Raw genomic sequence first — 14,369 nt, 5'->3', positions numbered from 1 at the left:
ACACTCGGCCGGCACACGATCGGCGTGTCGCTCGGCGCGTCGAGGCGGTCGTCGCGTCGGTTAGTGGGCCAATCGATTTCGCTCGGCTGCGGCCAGGTTGTTGATCAGGCCGCCGACACGCACCTCGGTTATCCACAGGGACCGGCCGTCCTCTGCGCGGAGAAGATGCGCTCAGTGGCCATCGACCACCGCGAAAGGCTGTGGATAAACCTGTGGAAACTGTGGATAGTCCAGTCATTGCTGCATCACCGCGATGACCCAAGATGCACTGCGTGCCACAATCCATCCTCGGCGAGGGCGCTCGGGCATGCCCCGGTGCGGCGCTGTGCTCGCTAGGCTGGTCCGCGTGATTCAGGTGTGTTCCCAGTGCGGGACGCGGTGGAATGTGCGCGACCGGCAGCGTGCCTGGTGCCCGCGCTGCCACGGCGCTCTGCTGGCGCCGGCGGCCAACCCACCGGATCCGCGTTGGGGCCCCGGCGCGACCAGCCACCCGCCAACCCGTCCGCCCACCCCGCAAGGCGGCCCACCCCGTCTGCCGGCGGGATTCCGGTGGATCGCGGTTCGGCCGGGCCCGCCACCCCCGCCCCGGCGGCGTCGTCGTCAACTCGGCCCGACCCCGCGCTATGCCTACATACCGCGTTGGGGCCTGGTGGATCAGGTCGCGCCCCCGGCGCTAGCCGACGATGCCGCCGCCAAGAAGGGGCCCGAGCCGGTCACCGTCCGCGCGGCGCTGCTGTCGGCGATCACGATCTTCGGCTTGGCCGCCGCCGTCCACATCGTTCGCTATGTGCTGCTGCTGATCAATCGCACGTCGCTGCTGCCCCCACTGGTCGCCGGCGCGGCGCTGTGGCTCGGCGTGTTGGCCAGCCTCGCCGCCATCGTGGCGGTGGTCCTGACCGCCGTGGTCACGACCTCATGGATGATCGCGAGGCGCTCGGCGGTCTACCGCCACCTGGGGCAGGAGGACCCGCGCCCAGCGTGGGCGCTGTGGGCGGGTTGCCTGGTACCTGTCGTCAACCTGGTGTGGGCGCCGGTGTACCTCATCGAACTCGCCCACGCCGAGGCGTCCCAGTCCCGGCTGCGCGGACCGATCACCGCCTGGTGGGTGGCGTGGGTGCTCTCGACCGGGGTTTCGATCTTCGGCATCGCCACGAGTTTCACCACTCAACCGCAGGGCATTGCCGACAACACCGTGACGGTGATCATCGCCTACCTGCTGGGCGCCGCGGTCCTGGTGTTGTTGTGGCAGGTGTTCGACGGTTTCGTCCGAAAACCGGTCGAGCGGCCGCTGCACCGATGGGTTGTAGTCGCGCAAGATCGCCCCGCCGAGCCCGAATCGGTCCTAGCGGTTGAGTCCGAGCAGCAGGAACCGGCAGCATAGGCCTATGGATTCGGTCGGCGGACTGGACGGCGGGCACCCCTTCGTGGTTGCCCACCGGGGTGCGTCGGCCGATCGCCCCGAGCACACGCTGGCCGCCTACGAGCTCGCCCTGCAGGAGGGGGCCGACGGAGTCGAGTGCGATGTCCGCCTGACCCGCGACGGCCACCTGGTCTGTGTGCATGACCGGAAGGTGGATCGGACCTCGACGGGCACCGGTCTGGTCAGCGAGATGACGCTGGCCGAGCTCAAACGGCTGGACTGGGGCGCCTGGCACGGCAGCCGTTCCGACACCGAGTCGGGTACGACCGGCCTGCTGACCCTCGACGACCTGGTGCGCCTGGTGCTCGACTGGAACCGGCCGGTCAAGATGTTCATCGAGACCAAGCACCCGGTGCGGTACGGCGGCCTGGTGGAGAGCAAGCTGCTGGCCCTGCTGCATCGCTACGGCATCGCCGCGCCGGCGTCGGCTGACCTGTCCCGCGCCGTGGTCATGTCGTTCTCGGCCGCGGCGGTCTGGCGGATTCGCCGTGCCGCCCCGCTGCTGCCGACCGTGCTGCTCGGCGACACCTCACGCTATCTGGGCGGCAGCGCGGCCACGACGGTCGGCGCCACCGCGGTCGGGCCGTCGATCGGCACGCTTCGTGAGCACCCCGAACTCGTTGACCGGGCCGCCGCGCAGGGACGCGCCATGTACTGCTGGACCGTCGACCACTACGAGGACGTCGGCTTCTGCCGCGACCTGGGCGTCGGTTGGATCGCCACCAACCACCCGGGCCGCACCAAGGCCTGGCTGCAGAACCCGCTGACCGTCCCGGGCGACGCCACCTCCGACTAGGGCTGGGCGTCGAGCACCTGCTGCGGGATCGCCCCGTCGGTGCGCAGCGCCTGGAACAGCTGGTCGGCGGCGGCGGAGTCCCACACCACCACCGAGCCGGAGTCGCTGCCGGTGAATTCGCCGATCGGCACGGTGAGTGCGGTGGTGGAGCCGTGCAGTGCCCAGCCCAGCCTGGCCAGGTCCCACACGTGGTCGCCGTTGTCGACGGTCAATGCGCCCACTGCGGCGTGCGGCGCCGCGTACCAGCGCCACGGATTGAGCCACACCGCGGGGCTGCTCGCCCGGTGCATCACCGCCGACATGAAGGCGCGCTGGTGGACCATCCGGTCCAGGTCGGCGCGCGGGGTCGCGCGGGTGCGGACAAACCCCAGCGCGTTGCGCCCGTCCAGCGTTTGGCAGCCGGCGGGCAGGTCGATACCGGCCAGCGGATCGCTGATCGGGTCGGCCGGGCACACCTCGACACCGCCGAGCGCATCCACCAACACCGCGAAGCCGTCGAAGCCGACCTCGGCGTAATGGTCCAGATGCAGGCCGGTGGCCTGTTCGACGGTCTGGGCCAGGAGCGGGGCACCGCCTTGCGCGAAGGCCGCGTTGATCTTGTCCTTGCCGTAGCCGGGGACCTCGACGTAGGAGTCGCGGGGGATGGACACCAACGTGGTGGGGGCGTCCGAGCCGAGCGCGGGGATGTGGACCACCAGGATGGTGTCGGTCCGCCCGTTGCCCAGGTCGCCGCCGGTGGCCAGCTCGGCCTGCTGTTCCGGGCTCAGGTCCGCCCTGCTGTCCGAGCCGACGAGCAGCCAGGTGGTACCCGACCCCGCCGGCGGGCGGTCGGTGTAATCGAACACGGCGACCCGCCGCAGGGTGGAGTCGATCCATGCGGCGGTTCCCGCCAGCGCGGCGACCGCCACCAGCGCGAGGGCGACCAGGCTCGCGAAAATCCTTCGGCCCCAGCGGCGTTTCCGCTTCACCCGGGCCGGGCTGACCGGCGCCGGGGGCGCCGCGACGGGGGCTGGCGGGGCAGGCCGCCGGGGTGGAACCGCCTGCCGTGGTGGTGGCTGCGGTGGTGGTGGCTGCGGTGGTGGTGGCTGCCGTGGTGGTGGCTGCCGTGGTGGGGCCGGACGTGGGGGTGGCGGTGGACGGTAGGCGGGGTCGCGGCGGATCACCTGTGAGGGTTCGCGACGAGGGGGTGGCGGTGGCGGCACGAAGCGGGGGATCCGCTCGGTGGGCGGATCCGGCGCGGGCCGGGGTGGCCAGTCGTCGCTCACCAGGTCAATTTACGTGCCCAGCTCATTTCAGCCAGCCAACGTGACCCGCGAGCGCCACGTATCCCACGAACGCGACGGTGTCGATGAGCCCGTGCGCGATCACCAGCGGCCACAGCCGACCGGTTCGACACCACGCGTAGCCGAAGACCACCCCCATCACCAGGTTGCCCAGCCCCGCGCCGAATCCTTGGTAGAGGTGGTACATCCCGCGCAACACGCTCGAGGCCAGAATCGCCCGGTTCTGACTCAGGCCCAGCTGTCGCAGCCGGGTGATCAGGAAGCCGACGACGACGACCTCCTCGGCGAACCCGTTGGCGAACGCGGCTAGGACCAGCACCGGGATCCGCCACCAGCTGTTGTGCAGCGTGCTGGGTTCGACCTCGGCGGTCAGTCCCACCCAGCGACCGGCGAGATACAGCAGCAGTCCTGGAAGGCCGATCAGCGCGGCCAAGCCCAGCCCGCCCAGTGCGTCGGTGCGCCACTGCAGCCTGCCGAGTCCAATCCTGGCCGGAGTGATTCCGCTGCGCCACAACAGGTACAAACCCAATGCGCCCCAGGCCATCAACTGGGCCACCGACGCCAGATTCAGTCCGAGGTTGATCAGGTCGTACCGGGACAGATTGGGGTTGAGCCGGACCCGGTGTCCCGCCAGCCCGGAGAGCACCGCGTCGAACAGCTGCAGGATCGCGATGACCGCGCTGACCCCGAAGGTGACGGCGAGCATGACGCCGACCTCGATACGCAGCGCGCGCCGGTCGGTGCCGACGGCTTCCTCGGGGGTCGCGCTCACCCCGCCACGGTAACGGCCCTACCTGGGGCGCGCGCGCAGCCCGTTGACGAACGGACAGCCCATCAGCAACCGGATCGCCCGGCTCAGACCGTGGACGTCGCGGACCGGAGCGCCGAACGGCAACCGCACATCGTGATCGCCGTCGTCGCCCTCGACGCGCAGTCGCACTCCGTACCGGTCGAGGCCCAGCGGACGGACCCGTCCGCGGCGCAGCGCGGCGGGCAGCTTTGCGGCCAGCCGAGCGAGCACCTCGGGGTGGTCGCTGTCCAGGTGGCGCAGCCATGCCGACTCGAACTCGCAGAACGGGTCGGGCTGGGCGGCGAGGAGCTCGTTGACGCTGACCGCCTCTGCGCCTGCGGCGTCGGCAACCACGACGGATTCCACGTCCAGAAGCAACAGCGCTCGACCGGAACCGACCTCCAGCAGTGCGGGATTGGGGTCCTCGGCCGCGATCAGGTCGAGCAGGGAACGCACCGTGTGCTCTCCCAGGGTGTGGATCCGGCCGCGGATCCACACCAGCGAGCGGACCGGCTCGCGCAGCGGAAGCGGTGCGTAGTCGGTGAGTTCGAGCATGCCGGCCACGCCGCTGGCTGCGGCTATGACGGTGGCTGCGGCCAGCGCGGAATCGTCGGGGACGGTCAGCGCGAAGGAGCCGCCCGGCAGCAGGTGATGGACCGGCGTGGTGGCCGGTGCGACGCCGTCGGCGACCACCATCGCCTCGGCGGCGTACACGCAGGCGCTGCGGACACGTTCGGCGGTCGTCGGCGTAGAGAGCGTCGCTGAGGTCATCGCGAACCTTCCATTAGTGAGGTAAGCCTAAGTTAACTTCGCGGAGTTGGCGACGCAAGGGTTTCCTCCCCGCAGACCCGATAGGGTTGAACCGTGGCACGCATCGCCTACCTCGGTCCCGAGGGCACCTTCACCGAAGCGGCGCTACTCAAGATGTGCGCGGCCGGTGTGGTCCCCGGCGGGGTCGAGGTGCAGCCGCACCCCACCGACAGCACGCCGGCAGCGCTGGCCGCCGTGCGTGATGCCGCCGCGGATTTCGCGTGCGTGCCGATCGAGAACTCCATCGAGGGCAGCGTGTTGCCCACCCTGGACAACCTGGCCACCGGGGCGCCGCTGCAGATCTACGCCGAACTGACCCTCGACGTCGCCTTCAGCATCGTCGTCCGGCCCGGCCTGGCCGGTGATGCGGTGCGCACCGTCGCGGCGTTCCCGATCGCCGCGGCCCAGGTCCGGCGTTGGCTGGCCGAACGTCTCCCGCACGCCGACCTCGTGCCGGCCCACTCCAACGCCGCCGCCGCGCAGGACGTCGCCGCAGGCCGTGCCGACGCCGGTGTGAGCACCGCACTGGCGGCGCAACGCTACGGGTTGCCCACCCTGGCCGACGGCGTCGTCGATGAGCCCAACGCCAGAACACGCTTCGTGCTCGTCGGCCGTCCGGGGCCGCCGCCGCCACGCACCGGCGCCGACCGCACCTCGGTCGTGCTGCGGGTCGCCAACGCTCCCGGTGCGCTGGTCTCGGCGATGACCGAGTTCGGTATCCGCGATATCGACCTGACTCGGATCGAGTCGCGGCCGACCCGGACCGAGCTGGGCACCTACGTGTTCTTCCTGGACTGCGTCGGCCACATCGACGACACTGCGGTCGCCGAGGCGCTCAAGGCGCTGCACCGGCGCTGCGCCGACGTCCGCTACCTGGGGTCGTGGCCGACCGAGTCGGCGACCGGCGCGGTGCCCCCGCAACTCGACGAAGCCGACCGGTGGCTGGCACGACTGCGGGAAGGCAACCCGGCATGAGTTGCCCTGTGTCAAGCCGCCCGGTGTTGTTCTTGGTTGAGCAGTATTTGGAGGGCGCGATGTTTGGCGGGGTCGTAGGCGATTTCGTCTTGCCAGCAGTGCCAGATGATGTAGAGCCAGGCGCGAGCGAGGATGCGGACGGCGTGGGGGTGGTCGTGTCCTCGGGCGATAGCGCGGGTGTAGACGTCGGCGGCCCAGGGGTTGGCGCGTCTGCTGTCGCCGGCGAAGTCGGTGACAGCGTCCCGGAGTTGTTTGTCTGCAGCCCAACGGAATCCGACGTGTTTGACTTTGCCGGACTGGCGGGTGGAGGGCGCGACACCGGCCAGGCAGGCCAACGATTCGGGGGTGGGGAAGCGGGCGCGGCAGTCCCCGATCTCGCTGAGCAGTCTGGCGGCACGCACGGTGCCCGAGCGGGGCAGGGACGTGAAGATGTGCGCGTCGGCGTGGGCGGCGAGTTGGTCGGCGATGCTGTCGTCGAGGACGGCGATCTGGGCGTTGAGCGCGGTCAGGGTCGCGACGAACGCACCGGTGATCGCGGCGCCGGTGACCTCGTTGGTGGCGCGGGGAGCAGCGGTCAATCGGCGGTGCAGCTCGCGGGGATCAGTGCGGCCGCTGTAGCCGACGCCGGCCAGCCAGGCGCTCAGGCGGGTGACCGAGAGCCAGTCGGCCCGTTGCTGGCAGTCGAAGCGGGCCAGGAACGCCAGGCTGATCGGGCTGTCGATCGCGGCGAACAGGCCCACGGCACCGGGAAACACGATCTTCAGATGTGCGCGCAGCTGGTTGGCCACCGCGACCCGGTGGGCGACAAGGTCTTTGCGGGCACGACAGGTCTGGCGCAGGGAGACGGTGGCCGGGGTGTCGGGCAGCAGCGGGGCCAGCCGTGCTCGGTCGGTGCGCAGAGTGTCGGCCAGCACGAACGCGTCGAAGCGGTCGTCCTTGTTGCCGGCCGAACCGTAGCGGCCGCGCAGGTTCTTGACCTGGTTGGGGCTGATCACCACGACCGTGACACCGGCGTCGAGCAGGGTGTCCACGACCGGCCCGTCCGGGCGTTCGATCGCAACCTCCCGCACGCCGGCGCGCTCGAGCACGGCGAGCAGCTCGCGCAGTCCGGCCGCGTTGTGAGTGATCGTCTTGCGGGTGACTTCGCGGCCCTTGGCGTCGACGATCGACAGAGCGTGATCGTCACGCGCCCAGTCGATGCCGCAGGTGATGCCGTTGACGGGTTCCGTCGGCAGGGTGTTTCGGGCAGACTTCATGACAGCCTCCTCGCTGCTAAGCCCAGTGGGGAGGCACCCTCGTGTGGTACCGGGGCACGACTGCTCGTTCGCTCACTGTGCGGCGCTCGGAGGCGCTTAGCCCTGTCGACGGTCGGCGTGCCCCGGGTAACCGCTGGCCCCCGCAGAACTCATGCTGGACGTCAGATGCGTCGAGCAAGCAGGGCGATGAACCAGCAGCCACCTCGGGTGCATCGGCAATCCATCCAAGATCACCGACACACCGGATGGTGCACCAGAAAACCCTCGACGAAGACTACCGACACGAGGATGGTGCACCAGTGAGCGGGCGGCTGATCCTGGTGCGACATGGCCAGTCCCACGGCAATGTCGAACGTCGCCTCGACACCCGTCCGCCCGGCGCCGATCTCACCGAACTTGGCCGTGAGCAGGCGCGCGATTTCGCGCTGTCGCGCGGTACTCCGCCGGGGCTGCTGGTGCACTCGATCGCCCGGCGCGCCGCCCAAACGGCGACCGAGATCGGTGCGCACCTGCGGCTGATGCCCGCGGAGTTCGAGGGCATCCACGAGGTGCAGGCCGGCGATCTGGAGAACCGCAACGACGATGAGGCGATTGCCGAGTTCAACGCCATCTACCAGCGCTGGCACCAGGGCGAACTGGACGTTCCCATGCCCGGTGGGGAAAGCGCCCGCGACGTGCTGGACCGCTACCTTCCGGTGATCACCGACCTGCGGCTGCGCTATCTGGACGACCACGCCTGGACCGAGGACATCGTCGTGGTCAGCCACGGGGCGGCGATCCGGCTGACCGCGGCCACCCTGGCCGGGGTGGAGAGCAGCTTTGTGCTGGACCATCATCTGGCGAACGCGGAGTCGGTGGTCCTGGCGCCCATCACCGACGGCCGCTGGAGCTGCGTGCAGTGGGGCTCGCTGACCCCGCCGTTCTACCCCGAACCCGATGTGCACCCGGTCGAAGACGCGCTGGAATCCGTCGACCCGATGGGCTGAGGACGAATCAGACCGCGACCCGGTCTTCGGTTTGCTGAAAACAGTCGCACCCGACCATGTCGCAATCGATCACCAGGGTGTGAACCACCACTTCGGGGCTCTCGCAGCCCTCCTCGGTACATTCCGCACCATGCCGGGAATGGCGGATCAGAGTACCGTGGCAATGTGCCAGACCAGCAGCGCATTCTCGGCAGCTCAACCCCATGTTTTGTTCTTAGCACCGGGGCCCGGCAAACCGTCGTTGCCACGCTGGGTGAAGGGCAACGTTTTCGCCCGTCGCGAAAGTAGCTATGCAATAGCTGGTGGAGTGAGATATGTTGGGTGTCCTCGGCCCTTCGGGGGTGGGCTGGTTAACTGCCGGGCCAGCCAGCGACTCATTCGACGAATCCCGGCAACCAAGGTAAGGACTGATCACATGTCAAGTCGTCTGACTCGGCAGATTGCACTTTTTGCTGGCGGCCTCGCGATCGTCGGTATGGGCACGCTGACCGCTTGCGGCAAGGAGAAGGAAAAGGCTCCGGAGACCACGTCGCCCACGAGCACCAGTGCTCCCGCGCCGTCGCCCACGGAGAAGGCTGTCTCGCCTGGTGGCCCCAACTCCTTCACGCCCACCGTCAAGGCCCCGCCGGCTCCGACCGCGCTGCCCGGCAACGTCATCACCGGCGGCAACTAAGCCGCTCGGTCGGCATCCGTTCGCAGCCTGCCTCCGCTGACAGTGATCCGGGCACATCGCCTACGCGCGCTGTCGGCGGCGGCGCTGCTAACGGTGCTGACCGCCGCCGCCGTACTGGTCGTTGATCGACATCGGACCTCGGCACCCGCCGAGCCCGCTGTGATCAGCGGCCCGTACGCGTCTTTGCTGGCAAGTTCGATAGATCTCGGTCCCGCGCGGACCGACCATGTTCAGATCACGGCCGCGTTGCGTGATGCATCCCGTCCCGAGCTCTTGATGGGCTGGGCTGCCGGTCAGAACCTTGAGGTCCGCTGGCGTCCTGGGGACACCTGGGCCATCGTCGAGGGAGCACCCGCCGCGGTCTCTGGCGCCTTCGACGTCGACGTCCACGACTATCGCGGTAAGCGCGGCCAGGTTTTTTACGCTTCGCCGCAGCAACCATCCGTCCCGCAGCCGCTGCGCATCGAGGTCGCCGAACTGGGCCGCATCCTCGGCTACACGCCGCATCGCGAGTCCAAGGTCTGGATGCTGCCGCGGGAAGTGCCCGACCAGGGCCTTAACCCCAGCGCCCTGCTCCGTACGTACAACGCCACCCCGCTGCATGACAAGGGTTACAAGGGCAAGGGCATCACCGTCGTCGTCTTCGCCTTCGACGGCTTCGACCAAGCCGACCTCGATACCTTCGCCACCAGTTTCAGCCTGCCGAAATTCACCCCGGACGTGGTCGGCGGCGTGCCCGAAGCCCGTCGGGGCGAGGCGACGATGGACCTGGAGGCGATCCACGCCGTCGCCCCCGAAGCTAAGAAGGTGCTCGTCAACGCCCGGCCCACCGTCGAAGGCGACGGGTCGTACGAGAAGATCGCGAAGCTGATGGAGGACACCGAGCGCCGCTACCCGGGCGCGGTCTGGAGCTTCTCCATCGGGTGGGGCTGCGACAAGCTCATCACTGCCGCCGACCTGGTCCCGGTGCGCGCAGCGCTGGCCGGTGCTCACCGCTCCGGGACGACGGCGTTCGACGCCAGCGGTGATCTCGCTGGTATCGATTGCAAGGGCGGCGACGAGTGGTCGTCACCGCCCAGCACCAACGACGTCGGCTTGGACGCGGTGGCCTCGATGCCGGAGATGACCGACGTCGGCGGCACCACCCTGTCGACGGACAACAACGGCGGCTGGCTCGCCGAGCAGGCCTGGTTCGACCCGCCGCTGTCGCAGGGCACCGGCGGGGGAATCTCGGCGCTGTTCGAGCGCCCCGAGTGGCAACAGCCCTTGAACATCCCCGGCGGCGACGGCAAGCGGCTCACCCCGGACATCGCGGCGGTCGCCGACCCGTTCACCGGGGTGCAGATCGTGTTCAACCAGCAGTTGATCATCGGTGGGGGCACCTCGCTGGCCGCGCCGGTGTGGGCGGGCCTGACCGCGCTGATGAACCAGTACGTGCTCGATCACGGCGGTTCCCTCATCGGCGATATCAACCCGCTGCTCTACCACATCGCCGAGGGCACGCCGCTGCCGGCGTTTCGGGACGTGACGCTCGGCGGCAACGCCGTCGCCAATGCGGGCCCGGGCTATGACCTGGTGACCGGACTGGGTACACCCAACATCGAGAACCTCGCGCAGAATATTCTCGTGACCCAGAAGGTGATCGGATGAGTGCCGGGACCGAACCAGGCGACGAAGTACCGACATTAGAGTGCCAGGTCTGCGAGATGGACGTTCCGGCCGGCGCCTTCTGCGGCTATTGCGGCGGCCATCTGGCCTCCGAACCCAAACGGGGACCGCGTTGGTTGCGTGGCGACACCTTCGGCGCGTCCCCCGGGGAGAGCGTGCTCCTGCCGGCCATCGCCAGCTCGCTGTTTCCGCATCTTCCTCAGCGTTCACGCGTGCCGTTCCGGGTCGGCCTGGCGTTGGTACTCGTCGGGCTGGTGGGCTTTGCCTGCCTCAAGATCCCCCCGGCGCTGATCACGGTCGCCGCGCTGGGGCTGCCGCTGCTGTTCCTGCTCTACGTCAGTGAGTCCGCCGTCTACCGCGACATGTCGGTGGGGTTCATGGTGCTGGCCGGGGTGCTGGGCGCGGCACTCGGCGTGGGCTGGGTGTTGCTGACCGGGGAGATGGTGGCCCGGGCCTACGGCGTCCCGATGGCCGCTGGCCTGGCTATCCACCATGTCGTGCGCGAAGGGGTGCTGATCCCGACCGGCGGGATGATCCTCATGCTGGTGCCGACGGTCGTGGTCCGGTTGCTGCGGCCGAAATCGCGAGAGTCGTTGGACGGCTTCGTCATCGGCGCTCTGGCCGCGCTGATGTTCTCCGCGGCGGCCACGCTGACGCGGTTGGCCCCCCAGTTCGCGACCGGTCTGCTGGCGCAGAACCGGCCCCTCAAGGGGCTTGTGGTAGAGGCCATCCTGAGCGGCCTGACGATCCCGCTGACCGCCGCGGCTGCCGGCGGCATGATGGGTGTCGCCCTGTGGTTCAAGGGCCAGACGTCCAATCCGCACGAGCATCCCGGTCGGGTCCGGGCGGCGCTCTACGCACTGGCAACCATGGCGGTGTTGATCCACGTAGGCGTTGCGGTCATCGACATCGTCGGCATGGAACAGCTGCGGATGTTGGTGATCCACATCGTGATGACGTTGGTTGCGCTGGTGCTGTTGCGGATTGCCCTGCAGCTCGCCCTGCTGCACGAAGCGCCCGATCTGATCGAACCGGACGAACCGCTGCTGTGCGTCCACTGTGAGCACGTGGTGCCGGATATGGCATTCTGCCCCGCCTGCGGCGTGGCCACTCGGGCGTCGTCGCGGGCGTCGCGCCACGAGCGTCGCGAGGCACGCCCGGTGCGTCAGGTCGCCACGGAGGGTTCGTGACCACAGCTTCTGCTGCTCCCAACGAGGAGCGGTTTCCGGGATACGCGCTGCCTCCGGGTACTTACGTCACCCGCGAGATCCGTCGCATCCGGTTTAGTCGGACGGTCGGGCTGTGGACGGCGGGCATTGTGGTCGTCGCCTCGGTACTGGTTGGCGTCTCGCTGATGGTCACCGAGAAGATCCCTCGCTACATGTGCCCGCCGGAGTGCGGCAATCCGCCGATGGGCAAACCGGTCACCTCGCTGCCGCGCTTCACCGCAGCCAACGGGTCGTTCTCGGTGTCGTACCCGGCACCGGGCTCGGCCTATGAGATCTCCAGCGGAAGCGACGGCGTCACGGCCAAGTTCACCGGCGGTGACACCGGTGTCCTGGAACTGTTCTCCGTACCGGCCGCCGGCCGCAATCCCCGCGACATCGCCACCGCGCTGTTGAAGAAGAAGTTCCCCGACGCCAAGATCGCCTACGAGATCCCCAACGCGATGGTCGGCTATCAGCCCGGCTACGGCGAGGTCGCCGATGTCTGGCCGCAGGGCGGCAGCAGCAGCTACATCCGCATCCGGACGGTGCTGCTGGTGTCGGTCAAGAACGACTTGGCGCTGGTGGCGGGCGCAATAGGGCCATATCACGCCTTTGGCCCTGATTTCGGTCCCGGCCTTCCGTCAGGAGTAAATCTCCAGATTGCTCAGGATATGGGCAAGTACGTCAACAGCTTCACCTGGCAGGGCGATCCGCCCCGCTGAGACCCGTTCATCCCCAACCCAATTCGTGCAATCGATCGTCGTCGATGCCGAAATGGTGGGCAATCTCGTGGATTACGGTGATGGCGACTTCCTCGACCACCTCGGCCTCGGTATCGCACATGTCGAGCAGCGGCTCACGGTAGATCGTGACGGTGTCCGGCAGTGCGCCGGCATAGCTGGAGTCACGCTCGGTCAGCGCGATGCCCTCGTAGAGGCCCAGCAGATCCGGGTCCTCGGGGTGGCGGTCCTCAACCAGCACAACGACGTTGTCGATCGCGGCGGCCAATCCGGGCGGAATGAGGTCCAGGGCGTCGCCGACCAGCTCCTCGAACCGCTGGGGATTCATTCCGACGGGCATCAAGCCGGCGGGGGCACGACGTCAGCTGGACCGGGCGGGGGACCTGCCGGGGCGGCGGGACCGTCCATCGGCGGTGCGTCGGCGGGCGGCGGAGGCGCCTGAGCCGGTACCGGTTCGCCATTGACGACATTGCCCAGCTGCGGCGGCAGTGCCGCGGTGCTCGACGGTGGTGCCGTGGAGGTCGCGGTCGGTGTCTGGGTGGCCGGAGCGGTCGACTGTTGCGGCAGGTGCTGGGTGGGCTGGTCGGACTGGGTGTACTGGGTGCTGTCGGAGGTCGACGGCGCGTAGGTGGTCGTGGGAACGTCGGGCAGCAGCGGGATCTGCGGCAGATTCATCCGTTCCTCGGGGATGTCCGGCGGCGGAACCGGCGGCATCCCGTTGATCAGCAAGGCGCCCTTGGCGGGGTTGATCAACGTCGCCCAGCCGCCGTTGCCCAGCGTAGCGCCGATGCTGCAGGCCACCTGATGGCTGCCCGCCGTCCAGCTCGGCAGCGAGATCGTGCTGTAGATGAGGGTCAACGTCGTGGTCCGCAGTTGCAGCGGGGCCAGGTAGGCGTCGGTCATCCGGGTGCAGTTGTCCTTGATGAACGCATCCTGGTCGACGTCGGAGGGCAATGCGCCGGTGAATTTCTCGGCGAGGTTCACCGTGCCGGTGACCTCCATGGCATGCGGAGCTCCGCAATCGACGGGAATGTCGTTGGGCTGGTTGGTCGACGGGTCGATGCCCAAACAGGTGCCCGCGGGCCACACCTTCGACTGGTCGATCTCGGCGACCCTGCCCTTGAACGCGATCTGCTGGCGATCGGGCCCGGGCAGCTGCAGGCCGCACAGCATGCGCCGCTCCCCGTCCTGTCTCCACGCCTTGTCGCCCGACCACAGCATGCTGATGGTGAACTTGCTGTTCGGGTCGAACTTGTCGCCGAGGTAGCGCTCCACCGCGGGCTGGCACTGCTCGAGGCTGATCTGCTGGATGCGTGCCGCCGACGGCGGTGCCGCGTTCGGGCCGTACTCACTTCCGGGGTAGGTCCGCATGTCGACGGACTCGGCGACCTCGAAGCGGTGGTCGTCCTTACAGTCGACGATGCTGGCGGCGTCGGGGTTCTTGTCGGGCCAGTTCAGGCAGCTACCCGATGTGGCCTTGGCGAACGCCGCAGTGCCTCTGGCTCCCGACAGCGGGTCGGAGCCGGCGTATCCGGTGAGGCGGTTGTCGAACCCGATCGGCAGCGCGGTGATCACGCCGGCGATGAGCAGGCCACCGAGCGCGGTCAGCAGCAGTGCACGGCGGGTCGACGTGGCCTGCAGGGTGCCCAGGAACGTGCGCTTCGACGCGCCCGGGGCGGACCGCTCGGGCGTCACGTCCTCACGCTCAGATAACTGCAACATCGCGTCCATTGTGGCAGGCGCGCCGAGGAGTGTGACAAGTGA

Annotated in this window: 15 protein-coding genes; 9 read left to right on the top strand and 6 right to left on the bottom strand. The window is 68.8% G+C overall.

The genetic code is table 11. The annotated features are described in order from the left end of the window. From ADBZ9K_RS22080 to ADBZ9K_RS22070, 3 genes are all read left to right on the top strand, one after another. On the top strand, positions 1-336 hold a 336-nt coding region (locus ADBZ9K_RS22080; RefSeq protein WP_526624177.1), incomplete at its 5' end, for a hypothetical protein. Between the two features lie 10 nt (positions 337-346). Then, positions 347-1,381 (top strand): DUF4328 domain-containing protein, encoded by a 1,035-nt coding sequence (locus ADBZ9K_RS22075; protein WP_526624175.1) that lies wholly within the window; start codon positions 347-349, stop codon positions 1,379-1,381. 4 nt (positions 1,382-1,385) lie between these two features. Beyond that, entirely contained in the window at positions 1,386-2,216 is an 831-nt protein-coding gene (locus ADBZ9K_RS22070; protein ID WP_526624173.1) for a glycerophosphodiester phosphodiesterase, read from the top strand. Here the strand turns inward: ADBZ9K_RS22070 and ADBZ9K_RS22065 are convergent. From ADBZ9K_RS22065 to ADBZ9K_RS22055, 3 genes are all read right to left on the bottom strand, one after another. Continuing rightward, positions 2,213-3,376 (bottom strand): LCP family protein, encoded by a 1,164-nt coding sequence (locus ADBZ9K_RS22065; protein WP_526624320.1) that lies wholly within the window; start codon positions 3,374-3,376, stop codon positions 2,213-2,215. The genes ADBZ9K_RS22070 and ADBZ9K_RS22065 overlap by 4 nt on opposite strands. A gap of 127 nt (positions 3,377-3,503) precedes the next feature. Continuing rightward, a complete protein-coding gene (locus ADBZ9K_RS22060) occupies positions 3,504-4,271 on the bottom strand; it encodes a CPBP family intramembrane glutamic endopeptidase (protein ID WP_526624171.1) in 768 nt (255 codons plus the stop codon). Between the two features lie 18 nt (positions 4,272-4,289). Then, positions 4,290-5,060, bottom strand: coding sequence for a DUF2470 domain-containing protein (locus ADBZ9K_RS22055; RefSeq protein WP_526624169.1), 771 nt, complete (start codon positions 5,058-5,060; stop codon positions 4,290-4,292). A gap of 93 nt (positions 5,061-5,153) precedes the next feature. On the opposite strand from ADBZ9K_RS22055, the gene pheA reads away from it, so the two are divergent. After that, positions 5,154-6,074 (top strand): prephenate dehydratase, encoded by a 921-nt coding sequence (gene pheA / locus ADBZ9K_RS22050; protein WP_526624167.1) that lies wholly within the window; start codon positions 5,154-5,156, stop codon positions 6,072-6,074. Positions 6,075-6,085: 11 nt separating this feature from the next. On the opposite strand, the gene ADBZ9K_RS22045 is transcribed toward pheA, so the two are convergent. Next, on the bottom strand, positions 6,086-7,330 hold the full coding sequence (locus ADBZ9K_RS22045; protein WP_526617886.1) for an IS110 family RNA-guided transposase: 1,245 nt from the start codon (positions 7,328-7,330) through the stop codon (positions 6,086-6,088). Between the two features lie 299 nt (positions 7,331-7,629). Here ADBZ9K_RS22045 and ADBZ9K_RS22040 point away from each other — a divergent pair, with 299 nt between their 5' ends. The 5 genes from ADBZ9K_RS22040 (at position 7,630) to ADBZ9K_RS22020 (ending at position 12,587) form a co-directional block, all read left to right on the top strand. Next, complete coding sequence (locus tag ADBZ9K_RS22040) at positions 7,630-8,316, top strand: histidine phosphatase family protein (RefSeq protein ID WP_526624165.1); 687 nt, start codon at positions 7,630-7,632, stop codon at positions 8,314-8,316. 415 nt (positions 8,317-8,731) lie between these two features. Then, positions 8,732-8,989: a hypothetical protein gene (locus ADBZ9K_RS22035; protein ID WP_526624163.1), complete on the top strand. Its 258-nt coding sequence runs from the start codon at positions 8,732-8,734 to the stop codon at positions 8,987-8,989. A gap of 42 nt (positions 8,990-9,031) precedes the next feature. Then, positions 9,032-10,639, top strand: a complete 1,608-nt coding sequence (locus tag ADBZ9K_RS22030) for a S53 family peptidase (RefSeq protein WP_526624161.1) — start codon at positions 9,032-9,034, stop codon at positions 10,637-10,639. 56 nt (positions 10,640-10,695) lie between these two features. Beyond that, a complete protein-coding gene (locus ADBZ9K_RS22025) occupies positions 10,696-11,847 on the top strand; it encodes a GumC domain-containing protein (RefSeq protein ID WP_526624159.1) in 1,152 nt (383 codons plus the stop codon). After that, complete coding sequence (locus tag ADBZ9K_RS22020; RefSeq protein ID WP_526624157.1) at positions 11,844-12,587, top strand: hypothetical protein; 744 nt, start codon at positions 11,844-11,846, stop codon at positions 12,585-12,587. Before ADBZ9K_RS22025 ends, ADBZ9K_RS22020 begins: the two co-directional genes overlap by 4 nt. A gap of 7 nt (positions 12,588-12,594) precedes the next feature. Here the strand turns inward: ADBZ9K_RS22020 and ADBZ9K_RS22015 are convergent, their stop codons facing one another. Next, positions 12,595-12,945: a metallopeptidase family protein gene (locus ADBZ9K_RS22015; protein ID WP_526624155.1), complete on the bottom strand. Its 351-nt coding sequence runs from the start codon at positions 12,943-12,945 to the stop codon at positions 12,595-12,597. Beyond that, the gene (locus tag ADBZ9K_RS22010) at positions 12,945-14,336 is read right to left on the bottom strand and encodes a septum formation family protein (RefSeq protein ID WP_526624153.1); all 1,392 of its coding nucleotides are present in this window, start codon (positions 14,334-14,336) and stop codon (positions 12,945-12,947) included. Before ADBZ9K_RS22010 ends, ADBZ9K_RS22015 begins: the two co-directional genes overlap by 1 nt. Positions 14,337-14,369 lie beyond the last annotated feature (33 nt).

The organism is Mycobacterium sp. (assembly GCF_965229265.1).
GTDB lineage: Bacteria > Actinomycetota > Actinomycetes > Mycobacteriales > Mycobacteriaceae > Mycobacterium.
Note: the sequence above shows the minus strand (reverse complement) of the source record. Positions and strands in the feature narration are given on the sequence as shown.

Coding starts and splice junctions, on each gene's coding strand:
- ADBZ9K_RS22010 (WP_526624153.1), bottom strand. CDS start 14,336: ATGGACGCGATGTTGCAGTTATCTGAGCGTGAGGACGTGACGCCCGAG.
- ADBZ9K_RS22070 (WP_526624173.1), top strand. CDS start 1,386: ATGGATTCGGTCGGCGGACTGGACGGCGGGCACCCCTTCGTGGTTGCC.
- ADBZ9K_RS22045 (WP_526617886.1), bottom strand. CDS start 7,330: ATGAAGTCTGCCCGAAACACCCTGCCGACGGAACCCGTCAACGGCATC.
- ADBZ9K_RS22035 (WP_526624163.1), top strand. CDS start 8,732: ATGTCAAGTCGTCTGACTCGGCAGATTGCACTTTTTGCTGGCGGCCTC.
- ADBZ9K_RS22015 (WP_526624155.1), bottom strand. CDS start 12,945: ATGCCCGTCGGAATGAATCCCCAGCGGTTCGAGGAGCTGGTCGGCGAC.
- ADBZ9K_RS22055 (WP_526624169.1), bottom strand. CDS start 5,060: ATGACCTCAGCGACGCTCTCTACGCCGACGACCGCCGAACGTGTCCGC.
- ADBZ9K_RS22025 (WP_526624159.1), top strand. CDS start 10,696: ATGGACGTTCCGGCCGGCGCCTTCTGCGGCTATTGCGGCGGCCATCTG.